Consider the following 25,256-nt stretch of genomic DNA (forward strand, 5'->3'; position numbering starts at 1 on the left):
TAAAAAAACCGCGTTATAAAACGCGGTTTTTTATGGCTGTTTTTTAATCCTTCAGCGGATTACCAAACTGTTTTAAATATGCAATGCCCAATTGCCGCGAGCCCTGATTATTAATATGGTTCGTGTCTTTATTTCGATATAAAGGCACATTATTGATCATAATTTTACACTCTTGCTGATTACACATCGCCTTGGTTGGGTCAATGATTTTCAAGTGAGGGTATTTCAGTTTCGCTTCGGCAACAATTCGATTAAATTTCATCAGTTGTGCCTCATAATTTTTTCTAGACACAGTACATTGGGCATCGGTATTTAAAATTTCGTTGCGAAGATTACAATCGGCAGGTACCCCATCTTGATCTAAGCGAGGTACATCATTCAGCAAAATGACTTGATCACTGGACTGATAAGCGATTTTCAAAGTCTTCATAAAACCAGCTTTGAATATCTCCTCATTTGAATGATGAATGCCATCTTCAAGTTTCACTTCATGACCAAAATACGGTACATATGAACCCGCTAAAATAATGGTTGGATAATGCGTTTTTGCAAGATGTGCGGTAATGGCCTCATTTCTTAATTTAAACTCGCTCAGCTCTTCCCAAGCGTTGAAATTGGCATCCAGACGCTGTACCCCGGGTAAATAAAAAGTCGAACTTTGAGTGACATCATAGCCGCGCAAATTGGCATCTTTAGCCCATACATCTAGCATCGCGGTATAAGCATTGGCATGAGAATCACCGAGCAATAAAAAATCTATGTTGGCTTTGGCTTTGCCCAATACACAATCATCCTGATCCGGTAAAGCTTCCGGATCTTCAATATCCATACATTTATTTCGAATTACATGCGCAAATGAATTCAGTGCCTGTTGCTTGATATAAATAGACTGCGGAAACCTGTCTGGAAAACCTTTATTAATATTGATAGTCTTGGCAATGGCAATAAAACTCAGGGCTGGCACCAGAAAACCGATGATAATCACTTTATAATTCGCTGCCATGACAAAATGTTTGCTGGGTTTTTCAATAAGCTGATAAGTTAAAAATGCCAATATGATGGACAATACTACAATCACGGCCTGATTTTCTGCGTTTAATGGCCGCATATAAATGCCGAATAACACAATAATGGGCCAGTGCCATAGATACAAAGGATAAGAAATTCTTCCAATCCAGGTACTGAAACGATTACTCAGTAATACATTACTTGAAGGTGAACATTGGCCTAAATAAATGATCAATGCTGTCGCCAAACACGGAATGAGGGCCATTGCTCCAGGGAATGGCGTCTGTTTGTTAAAATACACTGCTGCCGTAAACAATGTGATTAAAGCTAGCCAAACCAGACTTTGCAGTATTTTTTTTGGCAGTTTGAGCTGTGGCAAGAAACCAATCAATGCACCAATGAGCAACTCGAAGGCACGAACCGGCATACTGTAATAGGCCTTCTCTGCATTTTGAGTTAATTTGTGCTGGGCATAAAGCAATAAGGTTATGATTAATGTCGTGACGATCGCCCAGGTATATTTACGCGATACTTTTCCTACAAACAGCAATAACAACAAGGGCCAGAAAATATAGAATTGCTCTTCTACCCCAAGCGACCATAAATGCAATAAAGGAATCCCTTCGGCAGTCTGGCTAAAGTAATCGCCCACTTCATTGCGCATATAGATATTTGCCATCAGCAAGGTGGCATACATGACACTATCAAAATATTGGGTTAGATCTCCAGGCAGCATGACCTGCCAGGCAATGATGCTCACAACGCTGAGTACGGTAAAATAAGCCGGTGCTAAACGTACCACACGCTTCTTGTAAAATCGTGCGATAGAAAACCGTTTGGATTGAATCTCGTGCGTTAAAATGATGGTAATTAAATAACCTGAAATCACGAAAAAGACATCGACACCAATATATCCTCCAGAAAAGAAAGACAATCCGATATGGTTAAAAATCACCAATAAAACGGCGATAGCCCTTAAGCCATCAATATCAGCGCGATATGAAAAATTCATAATTCAAACAAGTACAATAAAGTAGCGGCATTGTATGCCTTTATTGAAAAAATTCAATTTTCAAAATAAAGGATTATATGTCCCATAATGCTATAAAAGTAGTCTTAAATATTACTTAATAACGCGTGTAATCATGTTTTTATAGTGTTGATTCGTTTTGATCCTATTCATTATTGGATACTCATGTTATTTATTGTGATGAATTAACACGAAATAGCTGCGAGCACATGGATGTCCTCAAACAATATCAAGCTCAGTCTTTTTTTATGCCTCAGTATGTGCTTGGGGATTGGTATTTTACGTTTCTCCTATACCGCGCTGTTACCCGGCACACGTGAAGCTTTCGGCTGGTCAGTGGGTTTTGCCAGTATTTTAGGCAGTGCCAATTTATTGGGCTATTTAATCGGTGCTTTTGCAGCCATGCGATTGCCCCCAAATAAAAGTATGACCCTATACATTCAAATAGCAGCAATTGCCGGCATGTTCAGTTTAATGTGCTGTGCTTTCGCAAGTTTTCCGCAGGTCTGGTATATCGTGTGGCGTGTGATTTCGGGGATCAGCGGCGGCCTATTGATGATTCTATCCCCGAGTGTAGTGGCGCAGTGCTGTGAGATTCAGGACCGTTTTAAAATCAATTTTATCGGCTTTAGCGGGATTGGTATTGGAGTATTATTAGCTACACTGTTCCTGCCTTATCTGGATCAGATTTCCATACAGACAGCCTGGCTTATTTTATGTGGCTTCGCGCTGATTATTTGTGTTGGCTTAAGTCTTTTACTCCAACAATTTAAACATCATCTGTCTGCACAAACAGTTCAGACTCAATCTAAAACCCCACTGAATACGCTCTTTTATAGCTTGCTGATTGTGTATGCCTGTAGTGCATTTGCCTATATTCCACATTCATTGTTCTGGATTGATTATCTCAGCCATGAACTGGGGCTGAATCTGTTCTGGATCAACTTTAACTGGATTCTTTATGGCTTAGGCAGTGCTTTAGGCGCTTTTGCTGCTTACTCACTGGCAAGAAAATTTGGCAATTTTACTGCCCTGAAAATTTTGTATAGCCTGTACATCCTGGCAATTTTTATTGCCACTTTAAACACCAGTCCGCTACTCACTTTTGCCTCTTCCTTTTTTACCGGCATGCTGAATCCGGCAGTGGTCTTTCTAACTTCTTATACCATCCTGCAACTGTATGGTCTGGCATATAAAAAGCTCTGGAGCATTGCTACACTCAGTTTTGCATCAGTGCAGCTGATTGGCGGATTAAGTTTTAGTGTCCTGCAACATTTCGGTGTGACTTATCATCAACAATTTATCTTGGCTGCAGTGGTTCTATTATTAGGAACCTTGCAATTGGCCTGGAATACTCGCCCGGCTAAATTCAAGATCAGTGAGCAAACATAACCTGTTTTTATTCAGGAAGATGGCACTAAATATGGATAAGGATTAATGGCACCTTGTCCTTGCATATAGATTCCATAATGCAAATGTGATGGCGTATTTTTGGCATTACCGCTATTGCCTACATAACTAATCACTTGACCGGCTTCCACCCAATCTCCTGCCTGGATCTGGTCTGCATAATCATCTAAATGGGCATAATAATGCCTGCTTAAATCCGGCCCCATAATCCACACCACTTTTCCGCCCAAATGATTGCTTCCTACCTGCAATACAATGCCTTGAGTGGTGCTATGTACAGCTGTTCCTCGTTTGGCAAAAATATCGACACCCTCATGCTTGCGCCCTTCGCTACGCGCTGTACCCCAGGTGTCCTGTATTTGTCGGAGTTTAATATTTTCCACTGGAATTGGCAGCTGTGCAGGCAAATCTGTTTTTTGTAATTGCATATATAAAATGGGATAATGCATGCCTGCTGCATCACCGGATGCTGAGGGCTGACAGCCGGAAATAAGCATAAAGGTCACAATCAGGCTTATGCAGACTATCTTGCTAACCATGTTTTGATGCTGGAACATAAAGTCTAAGCATTCATCCTATTTTTCAGATTTCATCATAGGGTTTCACTCTTGGTTAATGAAATAAGTTTTCTGTAAGCATAAAAAAACCCGCGACATGCGCAGGTTTTTTCTAGCACATTCTTAAGTCATATGACTTATTCCATATTGTTAATGACTGCTTGACCAAATTCCGAACAACGTAACAAAGTCGCGTCCGGCATTAAGCGTTCAAAATCATAAGTCACGGTTTTATTGGCAATCGCACCGGAAATACCCTTGATGATCAAGTCAGCCGCTTCAGCCCAGCCCATGTCACGAAGCATCATCTCAGCAGAAAGGATGATTGAACCCGGGTTTACTTTGTCTTGCCCAGCATATTTCGGTGCAGTTCCGTGAGTCGCTTCGTACATCTGGATTGCACCACCGATGTTTGCACCAGGAGCAATACCAATACCGCCCACTTCTGCTGCAAGCGCGTCAGAAATATAGTCGCCATTCAGGTTCAGCGTTGCGATGACTGAATAATCAGCAGGACGCATCAGGATTTGTTGCAAGAACGCATCAGCAATTACATCTTTAATAATAATATCTTTACCATTTTTAGGATTTTTGATTTTAACCCATGGACCACCGTCCAGAAGTTCACCACCAAAACGCTCCATCGCGATTTCATAGCCCCATTCTTTGAACGCACCTTCGGTGTACTTCATGATGTTGCCTTTGTGAACCAAAGTCACGCTTGGCTTGTCATTGTCGATCGCGAATTGAATGGCTTTACGAACCAGACGTTGCGTACCTTCTTTAGAGACCGGTTTAATACCGATCCCACAGTTCTCTTCAAAACGGATTTTGGTTACACCCATTTCTTCTTTCAGGAATTTGATAATTTTTTTAGCTTCTGGTGAATCTGCTTTCCATTCAATACCCGCATAGATATCTTCAGAGTTTTCACGGAAGATGGTCATGTCAGTCAATTCTGGGTGTTGAACTGGAGAAGGCACACCTTCAAACCAGCGCACTGGACGTACACATACGTAAAGATCCAGTTCCTGACGCAATGCTACATTGAGAGAACGGATACCACCGCCAACGGGAGTAGTTAATGGACCTTTAATAGAAACAACGAACTCACGAAGTGCTTCAAAAGTTTCTTCCGGCATATAAGTACCGTAGATTTTATCTGCCTTTTCGCCGCAATATACTTCCATCCACTCGATCGAACGTTTGCCACCGTAAGCTTTTTGCACCGCAGCATCTACAACTGCTTTCATTGCTGGGGTAATATCCACCCCAATACCATCGCCTTCAATAAAAGGAATAATAGGATTGTTTGGAACATTGAGTGACAAATCTGCATTTACGGTAATTTTGCTACCATCTACAGGAACAACGATCTTCTTATAACCCATTGTATAGGTTCTCCCTTTGTAGCTCGCGCATATAAAAAATATTTGCCGATTAGGCAATACTTTCATCCTTTCTTAACGCATAATAGTTTAATTGAATTCCACTGTGTTTAAGATTTATACGGGAAATAACAACATTTCCCCATTGAATAAAACTTAACCTTTTTTAGTATTATGTAATTAAAGAAGTTATTTCCTATGAAAATCGTCATTCTCAACAAACCTTATGACGTCCTCTCCCAATTCCGTAAAGACGAAGCGCACATGACCATGGCGGACTTCGTAGATGACCCGACTTTGCGTTTGGCGGGCCGTCTTGATATGGACTCAGAAGGTTTAGTATTTTTAACCGACCACGGCGGTTTAAACCAATACATCACCAATCCGGCCAACAAGAAGTTTAAAACTTATGTTGTTCAAGTCGAAGGTGATGTCACTGAAGAAGCATTAGAACAACTCCGTAAAGGTGTTGAACTGAAAGATGGTATAACTCTTCCGGCCAAAGCCATTAAAGTGCAACAACCAGAATGGTTATGGGATCGTGATCCACCGGTTCGTTTCCGGGCATCTGTACCTACCTCTTGGGTTGAAATTTCAATCTGTGAGGGTCGTAACCGCCAGGTTCGCCGTATGACTGCTGCTGTAGGCTTTCCAACTTTACGTTTAATCCGTACCAAGATTGGCGCTATTGATTTAGTTCAACTGGGTCTTCAGCCTGGTGAAACCAAAGAAATTGAACCTTTGTTATACCCAGACTTTAAAGATGTACCTGCCGAAGAGCCATACCGTTCACGTTCTTATGTGAAAAAACCGGGTGGTACAGGTGGCAAGCCAATGGTTCGCAAGAACAAAGATGGTTCTGTGAAGAAATCGGGGACTAAACGTATCTGGCAAATGGATGAAAGCGAGAAACCGCGTCGTAAGACCAATGGTACGACTCGTCCGAATGCCAAAGCACCACGTGGTCGTGGGCGTGGTCGCGGTTAATTTTAAGTATTCAAATTAAAGCCTACATAAGTAGGCTTTCGTTTAATTACTGTCAAAATTATATTGTCTTAGCGTTGTGTCGAAATTTTCCATAAGTGGGAAGTTAATTTCAAAAACTTCTTCAAACCTATGCCCATATATATTTTCGAATTCAAATATTATTTCAACATCTAGTCCTTTACCTATATAGGCATTCTCAGTCATAAATGGATATTCATTTAGATTTAATAATTTTTCATCAAAAACTTCTATAGCAGATTCATCAAATAAATTTAATGAAATCGATATTGAATCTTGCACTTTTAAAAAATTTTTTAGATCTCTAGTAGACTTCTTATTTTTTACGAATGCTTTAATATTATAGCAATCACCTTTACCAATATTATGTATTTTTAATAATAAGGTATAAGACTCTCCATGCTTATAACCACTTGGAAACCAATATGAAATTTCTGGTCGCTCTTTTTCAAAAGAAGCATGTAAACTTTTCTCATTAATAATTGCTATTTCTTTTTGCTGCTTTACACTTTCTTTCATCTCATCAATTTGCAGCTGAAGAGCTCTTTCCTGCTGTTCTAAAGCCTTGGTGTTTTGATCTAACTGTTTGCCTTGCTGTACATAACCTAATATCAGCCAAAAGAATGCGACTGGGGCAAAAATTCCTGCAAGAAAATCACCAAATTCATTTAGGGATTGAGGAGATTTTAAACCGCCAAAAATCCAAAAAGAAATAATTACAGCCAACCAAACTACTGTAATTCCAATTCCCCAATACAAACTTTTCTTATTCATTTTCTACTAAAAACTCTCACAAAATTTTGATACACGTAAACGTCATCTGCTGCTGTTCGAGGCAGGACGACTTTTATCATTAAAGTTTCTGCGACCCCTTAAATTAGTCATGTACTTTGACGAGTTCAGCAGATGACAATGGTTTTGGTTACTTTTGACGAAACAAAAGTAACTCGAACCGAAGGTTTAGCTTAAATCTAAAAAAATTGAATAGAACTAAATATAAAAAACCGATGCCTAAGCACCGGTTTTACATGAAGTTTAAAGAGTATGCAAATTAAGCTTTCAACCACTTCTCTGCTTTGGCCTGATCTTCAATTTTGAGCTCAACTTCAGTCAATTCAGAACCACCAGCCTGAACTTCAAAAGTCATCAACTCATCACGGCGGAAAGCAAGCAGCGTATAAGTACCCTCTTGTTTTGCATACTTCTCAACAAGTTTAGCTGTCGCTTTCAAGCCATCAATCGCGATAATGACATCATTGGCAGACAATCCTGCTTGAGCAGCTTCACCATCACGGCGTGCAGATTGAACAACAATGCCTTCGGGTTTATCGGCAAGCTTTAAGCCAAATGGCAATGACTTGTCATTTTTAACATTAAAACTTAGACCAAACTCAGGCAGTAATTGATCAAGCGGCAATTCATCTGTAGTATTGATCAAATGATTGATCTGTTCAAGCCAGTTATCACCGGTCAATTCATTACACAATTCAAAGATGGTACGTTCATGTACTTGAACACCATTTTGCGCATTTTTATACAATTTACGCATTAAGGCATCCAGGCTTGAACCGCGTAAACGCAAACCCAAGTCCAGACACAGCGCCACTAAACAACCCTTGTTGTAGTAGCTGGTCCCGGCGTTATTCGAGTTTTCATCCTGACGGTAAAATTTCACCCAGGCATCAAAACTTGAATCGGCAACGCTTTGAATCGCACGTCCCGGGTTTTGTAAGTAGCGGTCTATCTGTGCTTTTAATAATTTCAGATAGGATTCTTGAGAAATCACACCACTACGCAGCAAAATCAGGTCGTCATAATAAGAAGTGAAACCTTCAAAAATCCAAAGCAGCGAAGTGTAGCCTTCTTTGTTTAAATCATAATTGACGAAATTTTCAGGACGAATAAATTTCACCAACCATGAATGGAAATATTCATGACTGCATAGCCCCAAGAAACGCTGATAATCTGCAGACGGTTCATCAGGTTCATCGGCTTTAGGCAAGTCATCCCGTGGAGTAATAAGACTGGTACTGTTGGGATGCTCTAGACCGCCATAACTATTACCAGTTGCCATGGTCATAAAGGTATAGTCGCTAAATGGCGCAGAACCAAACATTGAAATTTCAGTGGCACAGATTTTTTCAATGTCTTGCTGCATGCGCACCGCATTCATGGCATGTTTGCCAGACACTACAAATTCATGCGGAATACCATTGGCTTCAAAGCTAAAGCGCGTTTGCTCTGCCAGCTCGAATGGCGAATCAATCAACTGGGCATAGTTTTCTGCTTTAAGCGTAAACCGACCTTTCACTAAGCTTTTAGAAGCTAAGCCTGTAGCCAGTTGGAAATGTTTCAGCTCATCTGGCAAGAATACTTCCACTTCAACCGCTTTATCTTCCTGTCCTTCTAGTCCCAGGCAGGCACAGGCCGGATTCACATACAGTCGGGTTTGATCGACATAGGCGCCACGTACCGATAAATCATAGGCATAAACATCATATTCCACCGTAATCAGTTCATGATCGGTATTAAACAAGCGCCATTTATTCTTTTCGAATTTCTGGATTTGTAAAATGCGACCATCTTCATCATAAGCACGGACGGATTCAATATGCTTGGAAAATTCACGAATCAGATAGCTTCCCGGAATCCAAGTCGGCAATGACAATACTTGAGTTGGATCAGCGACAAAACGTAAAGTGACATGGAGCAGATGTTGACGATAATCGTCGAATTCGATTTGATAATGCAACATAATGGGCAATATAAAATTTTAAAAACCTAACTTAAGGTTAGCTTAGCATTTTTTTACATTACAATGCTGAACTGTCGCAATTGTCTACAGTTTGGACTAGTCAGCACCCCAAAAAAGGCATAGCATGCCTAAGATTTTTTTGTATGTATGGCTAAGGGATTAGTCAATAAGGAACTTCATTGAAACACCTGATCTACCTCATCGCATCTTTAAGTTTATTGTGCTCCACGATAGTCAATGCGGCATTACTGAACCTTGTTCCTGAAAGTGTTGAAGCTCCAGCTTGGACTATTCTTGATACCCAATCTGGACAAGTGATTGCAGAGCACAATAGCCATGAGCAACGTGCACCGGCATCCATGACCAAAATGATGGTTGCGTATATTGCATTGAAAGAAATTGAAGCAGGTCATTTAAAGAAAGATGAGATCATCACGGCGACACCAGTGGTAAAAATGGTGCAGTGGGATGAGTCGCAGATGTATCTTAAACAAGGTGATCAGATTACTGTAGATCAGCTTCTGGCAGGTCTGGTGGTGATGTCAGCCAATGATGCGGCTGTGACTTTGGCAGAACGCATTTCAGGCAATGTTCCAGCTTTCATCGAACGCATGAATAAGGAAGCCAAAGCCTTGGGAATGAACGATACGCATTTTGCCAATGCGCCCGGCGTGACCATGCCGGACCATTTTTCATCTGCTCATGACATGGCGCTGCTGGGTCAAGCACTGACCATTCACACACCTGAATATTTGCATTATTCAGTGATGCCAAGTTTCAGTTATAACAAGCGTTTTCACCGTGCAACCAACCTGGCGCTCAAATTTGACCCGAGTGTGGATGGTTTAAAAACTGGTTTTACCAAAGCGGCGGGTTATAACCTGGCACTCACTGCACACCGTCCGACCGCTAATCCCACAATGCCTGAACGTCGCCTGATTGTTGTAGTGATGGGGACAAAAAATGCCTTAAAACGTGCTGAAGTTGCCCACACCCTGCTAGACATGGCCTATACCTATACCCGCAATGAAGTAGCAATTAAAGATAAACAGTTAATTGCTGAATTGCCGGTGATTAAATCTACTTTAAAAATGTTTAAGCTGGAAACCAAAAAACCGCAGATTGTGACCACGTCTTTATACGATCAGCCCTATGCCATTGACTTGCAAGCCTATGACACAGCCAATCAACGTATTATGCTGAATACAGGCAATGGCACCATTCAGGCAATCGAACCCTTACAAGAAACCAAAACGCACTTAAATGTGAAAATCAATGAGCAATTGCTTTCTGCTCCGCTTGCCAAAGTCATGCAACTGGCCACTGTACAGGTCTATCAAAATAATCAGCTGATCCGAACCATTGCCATTGAAGATGATGTGCAAATTGAAGAAGCCAATTTCTTGCAGAAAATTGCCATCTGGTTCAAGCAACTGTTTAGTTTATTTTCCAGTGAAAAAACTGAAATCAAAATGTATCCTCTAGGTTAATGAATAGACTTAAGCCAGGTAATCTAACTATCAAATTCATAAAATAATCATTTAGATAAAAGCAATGAATTGAAGATGGCATGTATATGCCATCTTCTTTTTTTGAGCCGAAAATTCATGCTGGATATCATAGAAGCACAAATTCAATACCCCTCAAAACATGCTCAAATTGCCCCAAAGCTTCACTGTGTCATTCAACCATCATCAAATTGCTGGAGTATGACGGGGGGTGAATCAAGATGCGTTGTTTTATGACCAGAAATACAGTTTCAATGAAAAAATTGTATTGAAATTAGAAAAACCATCCCCACTATTAAAAAAACGCCATAAAAGTATGGAAAATGCAGATTTTTGCTAAATTTAGTCTACAAAATTCGCTTTTCACTTTATTATGTACCCTTAAAAAATTGAATGGATCAATAACATGACTGCTATTGCAAATGACCTCGTAGTTTCTTTCCACTACACGTTGACTAACGCAGAGGGAGAAACTCTCGACCAATCACAAGGTGAGCCACTTGCATATTTGCACGGTGCAGGCAACATCATCCCTGGTTTAGAAAACGCTTTAGTAGGCAAAACTGTTGGTGAAAAATTCACTGTTAACGTTCCTGCTGCTGAAGGTTATGGCGAATACAATCCTGACCTAGTACAAGAAGTTCCAGCTAAAATGTTCCAAGGTGTAGACAACATCCAACCTGGTATGCAATTCCAAGCTCAAACTGACGATGGCGTTCAAATCGTTACTGTTAAAGCGGTTGAAGGCGAGAATATTGTTGTAGATGCAAACTTCCCACTTGCTGGTCAAGATTTAACTTTTGAAGTTGAAATCGTTGAAATTCGTGAAGCTTCTGCTGAAGAATTAGAACACGGTCACGTACACGGTGCAGGTGGTCATCACCACTAAGATCGGCACCGGTCAGAAAAGGCAAAGTTTTTACTTTGCCTTTTTTATTGCCTTGAATTTTTGAGTGCAAATGGATTAGGCAAAAAAAATTCCGTGTATGACATATTATAAGAACAGATTTATAACTGGCTGATGTGTTTTAAGCGCTGCATATCGAGAATTCGAATCTGGCTATAATTCCACTCGACAATGTGTTGTTGGATAAAATATTGCAGTTGCTTATTTAAAGTTTGACGCGACACATTCAGTAATTCGGCAAAATCCTGCTGGCTCATTTTAAATTGAATAGTTGAATGGGTCTGACTTAGGGGCGTTGCCTGCTGTCCCAAGATGATTAAATGTCGCGCAATTTTTTGATTGATACTCGCGGTTTGCAGATAACGGTTTTTCTCCATTAGGCCATACATCCGTTCACTCAGTAATTGAATAATCTGCCACATGGCTGGTGGCTGCTGTTGTAATTGTGCCAGAAAAACCTGACCTGAAATCACCGCGACTTCAACTTGCTCTACGGCATAAAAATCGAAATTTAGCGGTTTTTGCTGTAAAAATGGCACTAAATTAAACACTGAATACATTTTCACATAGTCACTGACTTTAAACTCGCCATCACTGAGCAACCAGCCAATCTGCATCCGTCCAGACAGCAACACATAAATATCATCCAGTTTTTGCTGATAACGCAAAATCTGCTGTTGCGGTAAAAAACGCAGATATTTCACCTGCTGCAATAAAGTTTGATGGGATTGTGCTGTGAATCCAGAAAAGACCGCATCCTCTTCAAAGATCTGCTGTAATTTGTCTGCGCGACTGAGCATGGGAATTTATCGATCTCATACAAATAAAAAACCTAGTACAGCAGATACTAGGTTCTTGATATCTTTAGACCAACCAATTTTTAGCGCTATGTATATCTCGAATTTAGATCAATCTGATTCAACACAACGTAATTATATAGTTTTGATTAAGATGCTTTTTCCAGAATTTGACCATTTTCAAAAGTAAAATTAGAAATGTCCTGTTTTACCACTTTCTTTAAGTTCACGCTTGGACGATCATCCACCCCAACCGGGATATCGCCTTCAATGGTGACACGGCGTACCACACGCAGGTCATCGCCATAATCGTTGATTGCACGGTGTTGTGTGGCACGGTTATCCCAGATTGCAACATCTCCTACGCTCCAGCGCCAACGCACGATGTTCTCCAAATTTACTGCATAGTCTTGGAAAAGTTCAAATAAGCGACGTGAATCTTGGCTGTTATAACCGACAAAGCGTTTGAAGAAGTGCCCCAACAACAAGGTTTTCTCTCCGCTTTCAGGATGTACCCGCACCAATGGATGCTCTGTTTCATATTCGGTTGAATTGAATAGTGCACGATATTTTTCAGCATCAATGCGTGAATTGGTCGTCACTTTAGAGGCATAGTCATAATCATTGCTATGCACAGCACGCAAGCTGTCTGCCAAAATTTTCAGTTCTGCTGGCAAATCATTATAAGCAGATGTGGTATTTGCCCAAACGGTATCACCACCTGCCGCCGGTGCAACGATGCTACGTAAAATGGAAGCCTTTGGATAGTCTTCAATAAAGCTGATGTCGGTATGCCAGGTATCGGCACGTCCGCCACGTGAATCCAGCTCAAGTACATGTGCTGTTCCACTTTTTACCGGTACGGTTGGGTGGTTTAAAGGCTTACCTAATAATGCAGCAAAACCCTCTTGCTCATCATCGGTTAAATGTTGCTGGTTTTTAAAGAAGATTGCCTTGTACTTGACCAAAGCGTGATTAATTTCATAGACCGTGTCCTGATCTAAATTTGAAGAGAGTTTGATCCCTTCAATTTCCGCACCAATACGGCCGGTAATCGGTTTGACCTGAATATGCTGATACTGGTAATTCGGATCGTATGATTTTGTCTGAGTTTGGCTCATGGCTATTCCTTATATTTCAATTGTTATTGCAAGGTTGTGTTGTTGAAATACAGTCTGCCCTTAAATCGTGATAAACACTGTCAAACGTTTGACAGTGAACAGCACAATACGTTCTGAAGTTTTGAAGATTTCTGATTTAGGGTTTAAAGCTTAGATCTATCAACTGTGGAACCAAATGAATACTTAAACAATCACAAGCCATTAAAAAACATAAATAATTCTCGAATTTTAAAATTGAATTATTTATGATCGAGTCAAAACATAAAGAATGTCACTTGATGAATGAATGGAACGTTTCTTTCACAATACCATGTATGCAGCACGCTGGATTTTAGCCCCGGTCTATTTTGGGCTTTCATTTGCACTGCTGCTGTTGGCGATTAAATTCTTTCAGGAAGTCTGGCATGTTTTGCCGCATATTTTGCAATATTCTGAAGCCGACTTAATTCTGGTGATTTTATCTTTGGTCGATATGACTATGGTCGGTGGCCTGATTGTGATGGTGATGTTTTCCGGCTATGAAAACTTTGTTTCACAACTGAAAATTCAAAATGAAGATACCCGCCTGAATTGGCTTGGAAAAATGGATGCCAACTCGCTTAAACTAAAAGTTGCAGCATCTTTTGTCGCCATTTCATCCATTCATTTACTGCGCATTTTTATGGACGCTAAAAATATTCCGAATGACAAAATCATGTGGTACATCATTATGCATCTGACCTTTGTGTTCTCTGCATTTATGATGGGATATCTAGATAAGATCAGTAAACACTAATTGTCCCATTCAAATATTCAAAGCCCCTGAGTTGGGGCTTTTTCTCACCAAGACGATAAAACTTGATTATAGATAATCACCTTCACGCTCGGGTTGATACAACACGCGTTCTATTTTAACTTTCATAATGTGACCATCTGGCTGCGGCCATTCTATTTCCTGACCTTCAGCCAAGCCTAAAATGGCAGCACCGACTGGTGCAAGTACATTGACCTGCCCTTTCTCACCGAGAAAATCATGCGGATAAACCAGGGTAATTGTTGTGGGTTCACTTGCAGGCGCAATGATAATGGATACCCGTGCATTCATCGTCACCACGTTTGCCGGCATATCTTTCGGAGCAACCACTTCAGCACGTGCAAGCTCATCTTCCAGATGCTGCATCGTGGGTGTCAGTTTAGATTGATGCTCAAGCATGGTTTCTAAACGTTCAAGATCTTGTTGTGAAATAACAATTGTGGGTCTTTGCATATTAAAATTCCTCTTTTTCCACTTTTTTTCATTCAGTAATAATAAGGCTAACTATTTAGTTGATTTATAATTTATTTCAAGTATACATATGTATATAAATAATTACTCAACAAGAATAATACGATGTCGCTTACTGAACTTCATTCAGCAGTGGAGCCTAGCTCTCACGATTTTATGCAGAATATTCGCAGTCATTTTCAAATTCCAGAACACCAACATGAATTTTATATTGCTTCTGCACTTAAAACCGTTAATTTTGATGGTACATTTGCCAGTTTTGAGCGACTGGATCAGCTATTTACAGCATTTAAAAAGCAAATAGGTACACAAACTTCAGATTTTGTTGAAGATCCGCTAAAACTGAATACAGTCTACTTGATCGCCAGTTATATAGGACAATTTATCAGCCAGAAATTGGGCTTTGATGAAAAATGGCAAAATTTTGAAGAGTTACAAAGCAATTTTATAAAATTCCGCGATCGTCCCAATAACTTGGTACATAGCTATGCGCTGAATTGCAATAATCAAATTATTTTACCGCTGCACTATGTGGCAAAGCATTTTTGTGAAGATGATTTACCGCTCAGCATCAGCCAGGAAATTGAAGCAATTATTTTGAATTATCAAATTATATTTGCAGATGAACGCCATAAATTTACTGAACAAATGCACGATTTACAAAGCATGTATTTCAAAGCTTATCCACTCTTTTGCGGCTCTGCTTTTCAAAATCTGATTCAAATCTCCAATCTTGACCATAGCATTTCCAGTCTGGATCGTTTAGATGATCTGATGCGCGAAATTCGCCAGAATTATATGGTTTCAGTTGATAAATTCCTGGAAGACGATGCCAATTTTTTCTTTATTTTGTTTCTATCTGCTTATGTTGGACAAGTCATTGCTGAGCAGGCTGAAACTTCGCTACGCTGGTTCCGTCCTGAGCAAGTCAGCCAGATGCTGGGGCAGCAAATCTCGGATGCTTTAACTACCTGTCGGATTGCCCAGATTAATGCCTCGATTTTTTTTGTGACCCAGCATATTTGCCAGTTTTTATTTGAACCGGTCATCTCTGAATCAAGTAAACAATATGTTTTAAATGCCCTGCAAACCATCAAAGCTACCAGAAATCCTATTTATTTGGCGGAAGATATGCAAAAAACCAATAGCAATTTACATCAATCACCATTTTATGATGCTTTATATCGTGCAGGTCAGTTATGCCATTTTTTGTTGCTGCATATTCACGGAATGGTTCCTCGTACCTCTCCCGAGCAAAGCCTGACACCCACCAGTTTTCCACCGGGTCATACCTTTTTTAGCTATATGGAAGGGCCGGATGGACCATTAAGGCAGCTGGATAGCAACCCTGAAAAATATCCCTATAATGTGCTGGGTTATGAAATGTATGCTTGCCTCCCGCATGTACGAACCGATGCCATTTCCCTGCATGTACGTAATTATGGCGAACAGCATATGAATATTCATTTGGTCATACCCTTTTTTCAGGTATTTGACTATCGTGGTTTTTGTATTTTGCAGCCTTATTTTCTGAGTAGCGATGCAATCACCAGCAAAAATTTACCTGAGATTTATCATGCAATGGGCGCATTTTATAAAGGTATTCAAGATAGCGAACAAAAACGCCCAGCCACTTCCCAAATTTGGGCACAATATTACAAACCGGGTAAATTCCCTTATCCAAAAGCCATGCAACAGAACATTCCACAACTGGTGTCATAAAAAAATGCAAAAAAAAGCCTCCATACAGGAGGCTTTTTTAAGTAAGAAACTTATTTTGCGTAAACAGGGAATTTAGCGCATACAGTTTCAACTTTCGCTTTAACAGCGTTAATTACAGCTTCGTCACCTTTGGCATCCAGGATGTCAGCGATCCAGCCAGCAAGGTCACGTACTTCAGCTTCACCGAAACCACGCGTTGTAACAGCTGGAGTACCGATACGGATACCAGAAGTCACGAACGGAGAACGTGGATCGTTAGGTACAGAGTTTTTGTTCACAGTGATGTGAGCAGCACCCAACCAGGCATCAGCTTCTTTACCTGTGATGTCGCCTTGTTTGATTAAAGACAATAAGAACAAGTGGTTTTCAGTACCACCAGAAACAACGTCATAACCACGCGCGATTAATACTTCAGCCATTGCTTTCGCATTAACCACGACTTGTTTTTGGTATTCTTTGTATTCAGGAGCCATTGCTTCTTTAAAGCAGATTGCTTTAGCAGCTACAGCATGAACCAATGGACCACCTTGGTTACCCGGGAATACAGCTGATTGTAATTTTTTCTCGATTTCTTCGTTTGCTTTCGCAAGGATTAAACCAGAACGTGGACCACGCAGTGTTTTATGGGTAGTGGTTGTAGTTACGTCAGCAATTTGAACTGGGCTTGGGTAAACGCCAGCAGCAACCAAACCTGCTACGTGAGCCATATCTACAAATAGGTAAGCGCCAACTTTGTCCGCGATTTCGCGGAAACGTTGCCAGTCTACAATTTGGCTGTATGCAGAGAAACCAGCAACGATCATGCGTGGTTTGTGTTCTACAGCTAAACGTTCAACTTCTTCGTAATCGATTTCACCAGTTTCCGGGTTTAAACCGTATTGAATAGCATTATAAGTTTTACCCGAGAAGCTTACTTTTGCACCGTGAGTCAAGTGACCACCGTGAGCCAAGCTCATACCCAAAACTGTGTCGCCTGGGTTAAGCAGCGCCAAATAAACAGCTGAGTTAGCTTGTGAACCAGCATGTGGCTGAACGTTAGCGTAGTCAGCACCAAAGAGTTCTTTAGCACGGTCAATTGCCAATTGTTCGATTACGTCTACGTATTCGCAACCGCCGTAATAGCGTTTGCCTGGGTAGCCTTCTGCATATTTGTTAGTGAGTTTTGATCCTTGTGCTTCCATTACTGCTGGTGAGCAATAGTTTTCAGAAGCAATTAACTCGATGTGCGCTTCTTGGCGAGCATCTTCGTTAGCGATTGCCTGAGCAATTTCTGGATCAAATTCAGCAATAGAGATATTGGCAAACATTAGCGAGGTCCTATTAAATTAGGGCTTTTAAGCCGTGCTAAGATTGGCGCGTATTGTAGCATGAAGTTTATAAATATTGAGAATGAACTTTACTCAGTTTTAAATAAAAAATGCTCATGCCTTGAAAAAGCATGAGCATTGATAGTCACATCAAGTTATTGAATTGGCATTAGAGATTTTACATCTGCAATAATATTAGGAATGTTTAAAACATAGACTGATCCATGATCCCACTTCGTTGCACCTGATTCATCCGTCAAATAACGAATACTGGTGTTTTGTTTTATGGCTGAGGAATAAAGGATATCGGTCACTTGTTTAGGAACAGTAGTATCTAGTGATCCCTGATAAATAATAACTGGCGTTGAAACTTTAACTTGAAGGGGCTGCGAATCTTTTTCCAAAAAGGTTTTAACTACAGGAATACTCATAAAATTCATTTGAGTACGTGGGTAATTATTTACTGAACCATTTATAGTCGCGTAATCCTTCATTTCGTTACCAAATTGTTGTCCCAACACGTCATAGCAATCAACTTCTGCATTTTTCGCAATATTATCCGTCGGAAATTTAAAAATCTGACTGTATTGTAAAGTAGGATTTGGATTGCGCAGCCCTGCTGTAATTAATGCGGTAAATGTATCTAAAGACGCCAAAGCTGTAATTTTTTTATTCAGGTCAGTTTCTTTTTCCGCTGCACTTTCCCCACCTGCCAAAACAAGAGGAAGATTGGAAGCTGGAGCGATAGCCACAGTTCCTTTATATACCAAATTAGAGGCACGTGAAGCATATTGAGCTGCCCCTAACGCTGCATGTCCGCCTTGTGAGTGTCCTACTGCCATCCATTGATTAGATACTTTTACCCCCAAATAATTACGTGCAGCAACAACTGCATCAGTAATAGAATAAGCCTCGCTTTTTAAAATTAGGAAAGGATGAAGCTCTTTACCACTTGGCTCGCCCAAGCCTTCATAATCAGGGGCCACCACCACATAACCTGCAGTTAAAAGTTGAGCAATCATTGCTTGAATATAGTTATTCAATGCATTTCGACTCGGTGCACATTGGTCTGCCACGCCAGTGGTACCATGCGCCCAGACCACAATTGGCCAACCTTTTGCAGGTGCCGCTGTTTTCGGTGTAATAACCAATGACGTTGCTTGAACTTCCTTACCATTAACCCCCAACATTTTATAAGTCATCACCACGCTTTCACCCGCCACGCTGGTCATATTTGTTTCGGTATAAGGCGTAGGAGTAGAAACTACGGGGTTTTGGATATCATTGACCGGAATTCCATTATTTGAACTATTGAAGACCGAATCACCATTTCCACTTCCACATGCTGTTAAAAGGATGACCGAACTACTGATAAACATCGTCACTAATGTTTTATTCATGTTTGCATTTCCTTATATATTTTTATTTTAATGATTTAAATAATCACAATTCAAAACTATTACCCTTATTCTTGATTTTAAACAAGGATATTTTCCATTAAACCAGCACAACAAAAATTTATTACTTTTTTTACACACTAACCTATTGATTTTAAAAATAATATTTAAAAACATATTTACAAAAATATAACAATTTAAGTTGTTAAAATATATAAATATTTATTTTAGCAATAGGCTTTTATAAAGTTAACTTGAACAAGTGTTAAAAAATTCATCAAGTAAGCTTGCCTCATTATTTTATATGATTCATTGCTAACAAAAAAATTTATGATTTATATATAAATACTCTTGATCAAACTGATAGTAAGCGCATTCGTAAACTCAATAAATTAAGCCGAAATCAAAGTGACTTTTTACGGTTGCTCAAACAAACCTTTATCAATCCTGACATCGCCATCAAGCAACAACATTTTATTCTTTTAGATCGCGACTCTATACCATATGCGATATTTAAATATCGTGATGGTATTCAAGCTAATTAAATTAATGGATCATGAAGATGGGCTACCTTTGTATCTATATACAGGTCTAATTTCGGGTGATGAATTAAAACCAGACTATTTAAACATCATCTCGGAACTCAAATAATAAATAACAGCTAAAAGTCGCTGTTTTCAGTTTGTCTCCGCATATTTGAAAATGTTAAATTGACTCAAACAATCGCTACGGTTATGGACCAGTCATGCAAGCAATTATTCTCGATACCGAAACCCATACTTTAAATGGACAGCCGATTGAAATTGCGTATGCCCCGATTGAAATCCATGACAGCAAACTCACACTGGATAAGACTAAAATTTTCGACCAGTTGTATAGTGTCGATGAACCGATCTCTTTTGCCGCCATGGCAGTACATCATATTCTAGAATCCGAGCTGGTCGGCCAACCTCACTACAGCACTTTCAGCCTGCCACAGGAAACCACTTATATTATTGGCCACAATATTGATTATGATATTCGTGCCATTGAAAAATGCGGCGTAGATACCAGCAATATTAAAGCCATTTGTACCCTTGCACTGGCACGTTTAGTCTGGCCAGATGCCGAAGCACACAATATTTCTGCACTTATTTACATGATTAGCAAAGGCAGTGAAAAAGCCCGCGAGATGATTAAAAAAGCGCACCGTGCCGATATGGATATTATTTTAACTGCCAATATTTTAATGCATGAAATCCATCATCTAAATATTCAAAGCATTGAAGAACTTTATAATAAATCGGAAGAAGCACGTATTCCCCGTAGCATTAATTTCGGCAAACACCGCGGAACTGCCATCGCGGATTTACCGGCAGATTATAAGCAATGGTTACTTCGTCAGGAAGATCTGGACCCTTATTTGCGTAAGGCACTCGAGAATGCCAATATTGTTACGCCATAATCTTATGATTTGTAATATTTTTTAACATTCCTGTCATGATTAAACCCTACAATCAGCCTTAATTTATTGCAACGTAAATTAAAGCATGACTCAATTTCATAAAACTGATTTAGGCATTGAAAGTTTAAAACAGCGTTCAATGAATCTGAATGCTCGTCAGCGCAGACTATTACTATTGATTGGCACCGATGATTTTGATCTGCTCTCTGAACAATTTAAACGTCGTATTGCCCCGCCAGAATTACTCGAACAATTGCTCGAGATGGGTTTAATTAGCCACCCTGCTCAGCAGCAGATTCAGGAAACACTCGCACCCAATAACCTGAATACAGAAATTGAAACCGGCCTTCCCCTCCAAAGTACTCAACTTAAAGATCACTTTGCCGAACCGATCAGCATTTCCCAATCTTCAATAACGGATTCAAGTGCACAGCAACCATCTCATGAAAATGAAATGCAACTTAGTGCAGAAATACTGGACTTTGAACAAGTTAAACAGCTAATGGTGCAACTGTTACAACAGCACTGCGGTTTAATGGCCAAACAGCTGATCACGCGCATTCTTCAAACTACCGATTTACGCAGTTTAAAACAGTGTCAAATACAATGGATTACCATATTACAGGAAAGTCGCATTGCACCACAGGAATTAAACCGATGCCTCAGCCAGATCAATTTTTCTTTACAGAAACTGATGAGCTGAACAAGCTTAAGAGCTTTTTTATGTCTTATTATTTATTTAAGGTCTTAGCCATTTAGGGAATATTCATTTTTATACTTATAAAACAATAAGATTGGATTTATTTCACTATCGCTAAATTAAACTACAATCAATTGCTTTATTCTAAATAAGACCTTAGCTGAATGGCAAATATTCGCTAAAAGCCCCATATAGTAAATATTTCAGGGGAATTCATGATGACATCCTTACATTATTTAGAATTTCATCCAGCAGACAATCCTATGTACTTAAAAAAAATAGGTAACTGGGTGCTTACATTTTTAAGTCCTCAACAAGACCTGACCCATATTCAACTTGCTATTACCAGTGTATTGCCCCGCCAAGTCAGCGAAAATTTGCAACCGCTTCGGGTCATTATTGAACAAACAGAAGTTGAAAATCGTTGGTTAATCCAGCAAATCATCTGTTATGACAGTACACAAGGCCATGATGAAATTTTTAGTTGTGATGATGCAATTGGAATCAAAGTGATTGAAACCGTTATGCAGGAATTTAATAAATATGATGTAGAGCTAAATTTAATTTAAGCATGGGTCTTTAGCTCACGGCAGTGAGCTTTTTTAATCGTATTGATTTCTTGAAAATATTTATTAAGCTTAGTCTTATTCCATTATAAAAACTCACCTTTACTTATTACTCCTTAAATAAGAAATAAGTGAGTTTTATCTTTCCTCAATGATGTCTGCTGAGCTTTTTTAAATATTTTCACTATTAGACTTCTTTCATAACATACGTTTTATTTATCCATAATTTAGAGATGTTAGATTTCTTGGCAATGTAATTTTTTATAAACAAATAGATGATATCTATTTTAAATATACTGTTCAGAAAATACTTAACTTTTAGAATAAATCATATTAATCAGCCTTAATGATCTAAAGTGAGTGCTGCTATAACCGGACCATTCGCAAAGCGTTTTTGCTCATTAAAATAAGAAAGCCCGCATTTCTGCGGGCTTTTATGTTGGAAGGCTAGTGCTGATTTTTTGTTTCAACCCGAAGGTTGTAAACTCAACAAGCTGTCATTGATCCGTCCAACCACTTTGTAGCGTCTCTCGACCTACTGTATTTTTAATATAAAACTCGAGAAAGAAATAGGCAACCCTACTCAACATTTATACACAGAAATTCAATCAAACTATAATTGTATATTTTATAAATTCGTGCAAAATAGATGCTGTTTTAATATCAGCTGCTTAGATTTATATAAAACCTTGAAATGAGTCTAATACTTATGGCTTTATATCTGCCATTTTCATAATAATGATGATCTATATTTTTTATTTAAAATAAATCAAATCAATAGCATATAATTTCTTTAATTTACAACATCACTCTGTTGAGCTTTGTAAGCCTTTATCTCAGCGAAAATCATTGATCATTTCATCCATTTTTAGTTTTTTATTTCAACTTAAAGGGAGAAGCTGTTTCATATTTTCATCCTCAAAATTTGGGCTAAAAAATAAGGATCAGTTGATTCTTATTTTTCATGGTTCAAGCTTAAATACCCATACACATATATTTAATTTGCAGATAGTCTTCAATACCGTATTTTGAACCTTCACGTCCTGTGCCAGATTCCTTAATCCCACAAAACGGTGCAACTTCAGTTGAAATCAGACCTTCATTAATACCGACCATACCGTATTCAAGCGCCTCCCCAACTTTCCAGGCACGGCTTAAGCTTTCGGTATAGATATAAGAGGCCAAACCAAACTCGGTATCTTTTGCCATTTGGATCGCTTCTTCAATCTGTACTGAATTTGAATACTGGTGCAAGCGGTGCGAAGGTTTCATTTTTAGCCACCAGCATGTCTGGTGTCACATCTGACAATACAGTCGGCTCAAAGAAGGTTTGAACTTAATTTATGATGTTTGCTACCCACTATGACTTTTGCGCCTTTAGCAACTGCATCGGCAATATGTTCTTCGATCTTCTCAACGACTTTTTCATTAATCAAAGGACCTTGTTCCACACCTGCTTCAAAGGCCGGTGCAACTTTTAACTTTTGCACGGCAGCAGCCAATTTTTCCAGGAACTGATCATGAATATTGGCATGTACCAAAATACGGTTACTACATACACAGGTTTGACCGCTATTACGGAATTTAGATGCCATTGCACCTTTTACCTCCCGCTCTAAATCAGCATCTTCAAACACAATCAAGGGTGCATTACCGCCCAATTCCATGCTGACTTTTTTCATGGTGGAAGAACACTGTTCCATCAGCAACTTGCCCACTTGAGTTGAGCCTGTGAAAGATAATTTTTTCACGACCGGATGCGTGGTCAGTACCCTACCAATTTCACGTGAGCTACCCGTTACTACATTTATGACCCCTTTCGGAATACCCGCTTGTTCTGCAAGCGCCACCAAAGCCAATGCAGACAATGGTGTTTCTGAAGCTGGCTTGATAATAATGGTACAGCCTGCAGCAAGTGCTGGCCCCGCCTTACGCGTGATCATGGCATTCGGGAAATTCCACGGCGTAATCGCTGCGACCACCCCCACCGGCTGTTTGATCACGACTAAACGGCGACCTTGTTTGTCATGTGGAATTACATCACCATAAGTACGTTTTGCTTCTTCTGCAAACCACTCAATAAAGCTCGCACCATACAGAATTTCACCACGGCTTTCTGTTAATGGCTTACCTTGTTCAGTGCTTAAAATGACTGCCAAATCTTCCTGATTGGCCACAATCAGGTCAAACCATTTACGCAGTAATACTGAGCGCTCTTTAGCCGTGGTATTTTTCCAGGAATGAAGTGCGGTCTCGGCAGCCAGTACCGCCTGCTCCACTTGTGCGGTTGAGACACTTGGCACGTGTGCAATGCTTTCACCTGTCGCAGGATTAGTCACAGCAAAGTTTTTACCATCGGCTGCATCAAGCCAAAGACCATCGATAAATACTTGTTGTTTCAGCAAGTCTGGATTATTTAGTTGCATCTATATTCTCCTTAATAGACGCTTTGCACGGCGCTTAGAGCAGGTCTATGCCATCTTTAAATTTAGACAGCAAGTGTGTCACCGATTTAATTGGTAAACGACTATCTACACCAACCGCAACGAATTTTGTACCCAAAGCTAAATTTTGCTTTGCAGGCATTTCATCTACAAAAAAAGGATACCGGCTTTAACTGCCATACGATTTTTTGAATCTAAAAAGGCACTTAATCGGGCTTTTTTTTAGGGTCTGTTGACATTTCATAAATGGCTTGCGTTGTAGGCTAAAATTGAGCATGAGACGTATACGTCGCAAGAATGAAATGCAAAGAATGGTGGTTCCATTTTTAAATTTCATGACGAAGTCTGAGATAATTTTAGCCACAACCTGAACAAAAACAAAGCACTGCTTTGTTTGCAGCGCAAGGCGCAGCTGGGAACTAGAGTATTTTTTGACGTTACGTCGTTGTGAACTACGCATTTAGAATGACTAAACTTTGCAGTTCACACCTAGTATCATCTAAAAAATACTCTTAGTCGCAAACCTAGAAGAATTGTCAACAGACCCTTCTATAATTTTAAATAGCTGGAAAATGCAAAAAGCCGTGTTGGCTATTCGTTCCCATATAGGCATCAGCTGTAGTCTAAAGTACTAGTTACACAAATGATGATTGCTGACTATTGAATAACTCTATCAAATGTTTGAGCATGATAATGTCTTGTCAAATAAGTGATGGATCGCCATGAAAGATGAAGAAAAGCCTTTAGATTTCGATGATGATAACGAACCTCTAGATCTTGAAGATGAAGAATTTATCGATGATAAAAAAGAGGATGAGATGTACAACGCTATTACTAAAGATGGTTCAAGTGTTGATCCCGCAGATGATGGCGTGCGTCATATTCGCCCAGAGGACGGAGATCCCATCGAAATCGAAGAGTAAAGC

Annotated in this window: 21 protein-coding genes and 1 pseudogene; 10 read left to right on the top strand and 12 right to left on the bottom strand. The window is 39.6% G+C overall.

The window, feature by feature from the left end:
- Positions 1-43: 43 nt before the first annotated feature.
- Positions 44-2,020 (bottom strand): acyltransferase family protein, encoded by a 1,977-nt coding sequence (locus B9T29_RS10735; protein ID WP_086175924.1) that lies wholly within the window; start codon positions 2,018-2,020, stop codon positions 44-46.
- A gap of 231 nt (positions 2,021-2,251) precedes the next feature.
- Between B9T29_RS10735 and B9T29_RS10740 the strand changes: the two genes are divergently transcribed.
- The gene (locus tag B9T29_RS10740; RefSeq protein WP_086175925.1) at positions 2,252-3,430 is read left to right on the top strand and encodes a YbfB/YjiJ family MFS transporter; all 1,179 of its coding nucleotides are present in this window, start codon (positions 2,252-2,254) and stop codon (positions 3,428-3,430) included.
- A gap of 11 nt (positions 3,431-3,441) precedes the next feature.
- Here the strand turns inward: B9T29_RS10740 and B9T29_RS10745 are convergent, their stop codons facing one another.
- Both B9T29_RS10745 and icd read right to left on the bottom strand, forming a co-directional pair.
- On the bottom strand, positions 3,442-3,987 hold the full coding sequence (locus tag B9T29_RS10745; RefSeq protein ID WP_086175967.1) for a M23 family metallopeptidase: 546 nt from the start codon (positions 3,985-3,987) through the stop codon (positions 3,442-3,444).
- A 155-nt stretch (positions 3,988-4,142) separates the two neighbouring features.
- On the bottom strand, positions 4,143-5,396 hold the full coding sequence (icd, locus tag B9T29_RS10750) for an NADP-dependent isocitrate dehydrogenase (RefSeq protein ID WP_086175926.1): 1,254 nt from the start codon (positions 5,394-5,396) through the stop codon (positions 4,143-4,145).
- A gap of 195 nt (positions 5,397-5,591) precedes the next feature.
- Here icd and B9T29_RS10755 point away from each other — a divergent pair, with 195 nt between their 5' ends.
- On the top strand, positions 5,592-6,380 hold the full coding sequence (locus B9T29_RS10755) for an rRNA large subunit pseudouridine synthase E (protein ID WP_086175927.1): 789 nt from the start codon (positions 5,592-5,594) through the stop codon (positions 6,378-6,380).
- 42 nt (positions 6,381-6,422) lie between these two features.
- Here the strand turns inward: B9T29_RS10755 and B9T29_RS10760 are convergent, their stop codons facing one another.
- Together B9T29_RS10760 and B9T29_RS10765 are read right to left on the bottom strand one after the other, a co-directional pair.
- Positions 6,423-7,172, bottom strand: coding sequence for a hypothetical protein (locus tag B9T29_RS10760; protein WP_086175928.1), 750 nt, complete (start codon positions 7,170-7,172; stop codon positions 6,423-6,425).
- A gap of 277 nt (positions 7,173-7,449) precedes the next feature.
- On the bottom strand, positions 7,450-9,153 hold the full coding sequence (locus B9T29_RS10765) for a M61 family metallopeptidase (RefSeq protein ID WP_086175929.1): 1,704 nt from the start codon (positions 9,151-9,153) through the stop codon (positions 7,450-7,452).
- 179 nt (positions 9,154-9,332) lie between these two features.
- Here B9T29_RS10765 and B9T29_RS10770 point away from each other — a divergent pair, with 179 nt between their 5' ends.
- Both B9T29_RS10770 and slyD read left to right on the top strand, forming a co-directional pair.
- The gene (locus B9T29_RS10770) at positions 9,333-10,643 is read left to right on the top strand and encodes a D-alanyl-D-alanine carboxypeptidase PBP6B (RefSeq protein ID WP_086175930.1); all 1,311 of its coding nucleotides are present in this window, start codon (positions 9,333-9,335) and stop codon (positions 10,641-10,643) included.
- 424 nt (positions 10,644-11,067) lie between these two features.
- Positions 11,068-11,550, top strand: coding sequence for a peptidylprolyl isomerase (slyD, locus tag B9T29_RS10775; protein ID WP_086175931.1), 483 nt, complete (start codon positions 11,068-11,070; stop codon positions 11,548-11,550).
- A 119-nt stretch (positions 11,551-11,669) separates the two neighbouring features.
- Here the strand turns inward: slyD and B9T29_RS10780 are convergent, their stop codons facing one another.
- The gene (locus B9T29_RS10780) at positions 11,670-12,368 is read right to left on the bottom strand and encodes a Crp/Fnr family transcriptional regulator (protein ID WP_086175932.1); all 699 of its coding nucleotides are present in this window, start codon (positions 12,366-12,368) and stop codon (positions 11,670-11,672) included.
- A gap of 146 nt (positions 12,369-12,514) precedes the next feature.
- Positions 12,515-13,486, bottom strand: a complete 972-nt coding sequence (locus B9T29_RS10785; RefSeq protein WP_086175933.1) for a TauD/TfdA dioxygenase family protein — start codon at positions 13,484-13,486, stop codon at positions 12,515-12,517.
- A gap of 286 nt (positions 13,487-13,772) precedes the next feature.
- Here B9T29_RS10785 and B9T29_RS10790 point away from each other — a divergent pair, with 286 nt between their 5' ends.
- Entirely contained in the window at positions 13,773-14,261 is a 489-nt protein-coding gene (locus B9T29_RS10790; protein WP_086175934.1) for a TIGR00645 family protein, read from the top strand.
- A gap of 66 nt (positions 14,262-14,327) precedes the next feature.
- Here the strand turns inward: B9T29_RS10790 and rnk are convergent, their stop codons facing one another.
- Positions 14,328-14,732 carry a nucleoside diphosphate kinase regulator gene (gene rnk, locus B9T29_RS10795; protein ID WP_086175935.1) on the bottom strand — a complete coding sequence of 135 codons (405 nt, stop codon included), beginning with the start codon at positions 14,730-14,732 and terminating at the stop codon, positions 14,328-14,330.
- 123 nt (positions 14,733-14,855) lie between these two features.
- Between rnk and B9T29_RS10800 the strand changes: the two genes are divergently transcribed.
- Positions 14,856-16,472 carry a hypothetical protein gene (locus B9T29_RS10800; RefSeq protein ID WP_086175936.1) on the top strand — a complete coding sequence of 539 codons (1,617 nt, stop codon included), beginning with the start codon at positions 14,856-14,858 and terminating at the stop codon, positions 16,470-16,472.
- A 50-nt stretch (positions 16,473-16,522) separates the two neighbouring features.
- Here B9T29_RS10800 and glyA read toward each other — a convergent pair whose 3' ends face one another.
- Positions 16,523-17,779 (bottom strand): serine hydroxymethyltransferase, encoded by a 1,257-nt coding sequence (glyA, locus tag B9T29_RS10805; RefSeq protein WP_086175937.1) that lies wholly within the window; start codon positions 17,777-17,779, stop codon positions 16,523-16,525.
- Between the two features lie 155 nt (positions 17,780-17,934).
- Positions 17,935-19,179, bottom strand: coding sequence for an alpha/beta hydrolase (locus B9T29_RS10810; protein ID WP_086175938.1), 1,245 nt, complete (start codon positions 19,177-19,179; stop codon positions 17,935-17,937).
- A gap of 742 nt (positions 19,180-19,921) precedes the next feature.
- Between B9T29_RS10810 and B9T29_RS10815 the strand changes: the two genes are divergently transcribed.
- The 3 genes from B9T29_RS10815 to B9T29_RS10825 all read left to right on the top strand — a co-directional run bounded on the left by B9T29_RS10815 (position 19,922) and on the right by B9T29_RS10825 (position 21,889).
- Positions 19,922-20,620 (top strand): DNA polymerase III subunit epsilon, encoded by a 699-nt coding sequence (locus tag B9T29_RS10815; RefSeq protein WP_086175939.1) that lies wholly within the window; start codon positions 19,922-19,924, stop codon positions 20,618-20,620.
- Positions 20,621-20,705: 85 nt separating this feature from the next.
- Positions 20,706-21,323: a hypothetical protein gene (locus tag B9T29_RS10820; protein ID WP_086175940.1), complete on the top strand. Its 618-nt coding sequence runs from the start codon at positions 20,706-20,708 to the stop codon at positions 21,321-21,323.
- 215 nt (positions 21,324-21,538) lie between these two features.
- On the top strand, positions 21,539-21,889 hold the full coding sequence (locus B9T29_RS10825) for a hypothetical protein (RefSeq protein WP_086175968.1): 351 nt from the start codon (positions 21,539-21,541) through the stop codon (positions 21,887-21,889).
- A 972-nt stretch (positions 21,890-22,861) separates the two neighbouring features.
- Here the strand turns inward: B9T29_RS10825 and B9T29_RS10830 are convergent.
- Positions 22,862-24,312: pseudogene (locus B9T29_RS10830) on the bottom strand (NAD-dependent succinate-semialdehyde dehydrogenase).
- 34 nt (positions 24,313-24,346) lie between these two features.
- A complete protein-coding gene (locus B9T29_RS16755; protein WP_265733367.1) occupies positions 24,347-24,472 on the bottom strand; it encodes a hypothetical protein in 126 nt (41 codons plus the stop codon).
- A gap of 580 nt (positions 24,473-25,052) precedes the next feature.
- Between B9T29_RS16755 and B9T29_RS10835 the strand changes: the two genes are divergently transcribed.
- Positions 25,053-25,253 (top strand): hypothetical protein, encoded by a 201-nt coding sequence (locus B9T29_RS10835; RefSeq protein ID WP_086175941.1) that lies wholly within the window; start codon positions 25,053-25,055, stop codon positions 25,251-25,253.
- Positions 25,254-25,256 lie beyond the last annotated feature (3 nt).

Source organism: Acinetobacter sp. ANC 3903, from assembly GCF_002135315.1.
In the GTDB taxonomy this organism is placed as follows: Bacteria; Pseudomonadota; Gammaproteobacteria; order Pseudomonadales; family Moraxellaceae; genus Acinetobacter.

Bases quoted from the DNA above. Each gene is read 5' to 3' on its own strand.
- B9T29_RS10735 (WP_086175924.1), bottom strand. From the start codon at position 2,020: ATGAATTTTTCATATCGCGCTGATATTGATGGCTTAAGGGCTATCGCC.
- B9T29_RS10740 (WP_086175925.1), top strand. From the start codon at position 2,252: ATGTCCTCAAACAATATCAAGCTCAGTCTTTTTTTATGCCTCAGTATG.
- B9T29_RS10745 (WP_086175967.1), bottom strand. From the start codon at position 3,987: ATGGTTAGCAAGATAGTCTGCATAAGCCTGATTGTGACCTTTATGCTT.
- icd (WP_086175926.1), bottom strand. From the start codon at position 5,396: ATGGGTTATAAGAAGATCGTTGTTCCTGTAGATGGTAGCAAAATTACC.
- B9T29_RS10755 (WP_086175927.1), top strand. From the start codon at position 5,592: ATGAAAATCGTCATTCTCAACAAACCTTATGACGTCCTCTCCCAATTC.
- B9T29_RS10760 (WP_086175928.1), bottom strand. From the start codon at position 7,172: ATGAATAAGAAAAGTTTGTATTGGGGAATTGGAATTACAGTAGTTTGG.
- B9T29_RS10765 (WP_086175929.1), bottom strand. From the start codon at position 9,153: ATGTTGCATTATCAAATCGAATTCGACGATTATCGTCAACATCTGCTC.
- slyD (WP_086175931.1), top strand. From the start codon at position 11,068: ATGACTGCTATTGCAAATGACCTCGTAGTTTCTTTCCACTACACGTTG.
- B9T29_RS10780 (WP_086175932.1), bottom strand. From the start codon at position 12,368: ATGCTCAGTCGCGCAGACAAATTACAGCAGATCTTTGAAGAGGATGCG.
- B9T29_RS10785 (WP_086175933.1), bottom strand. From the start codon at position 13,486: ATGAGCCAAACTCAGACAAAATCATACGATCCGAATTACCAGTATCAG.
- B9T29_RS10790 (WP_086175934.1), top strand. From the start codon at position 13,773: ATGGAACGTTTCTTTCACAATACCATGTATGCAGCACGCTGGATTTTA.
- rnk (WP_086175935.1), bottom strand. From the start codon at position 14,732: ATGCAAAGACCCACAATTGTTATTTCACAACAAGATCTTGAACGTTTA.
- B9T29_RS10800 (WP_086175936.1), top strand. From the start codon at position 14,856: ATGTCGCTTACTGAACTTCATTCAGCAGTGGAGCCTAGCTCTCACGAT.
- glyA (WP_086175937.1), bottom strand. From the start codon at position 17,779: ATGTTTGCCAATATCTCTATTGCTGAATTTGATCCAGAAATTGCTCAG.
- B9T29_RS10810 (WP_086175938.1), bottom strand. From the start codon at position 19,179: ATGAATAAAACATTAGTGACGATGTTTATCAGTAGTTCGGTCATCCTT.
- B9T29_RS10815 (WP_086175939.1), top strand. From the start codon at position 19,922: ATGCAAGCAATTATTCTCGATACCGAAACCCATACTTTAAATGGACAG.
- B9T29_RS10820 (WP_086175940.1), top strand. From the start codon at position 20,706: ATGACTCAATTTCATAAAACTGATTTAGGCATTGAAAGTTTAAAACAG.
- B9T29_RS10825 (WP_086175968.1), top strand. From the start codon at position 21,539: ATGACATCCTTACATTATTTAGAATTTCATCCAGCAGACAATCCTATG.
- B9T29_RS16755 (WP_265733367.1), bottom strand. From the start codon at position 24,472: ATGCCTGCAAAGCAAAATTTAGCTTTGGGTACAAAATTCGTTGCGGTT.
- B9T29_RS10835 (WP_086175941.1), top strand. From the start codon at position 25,053: ATGAAAGATGAAGAAAAGCCTTTAGATTTCGATGATGATAACGAACCT.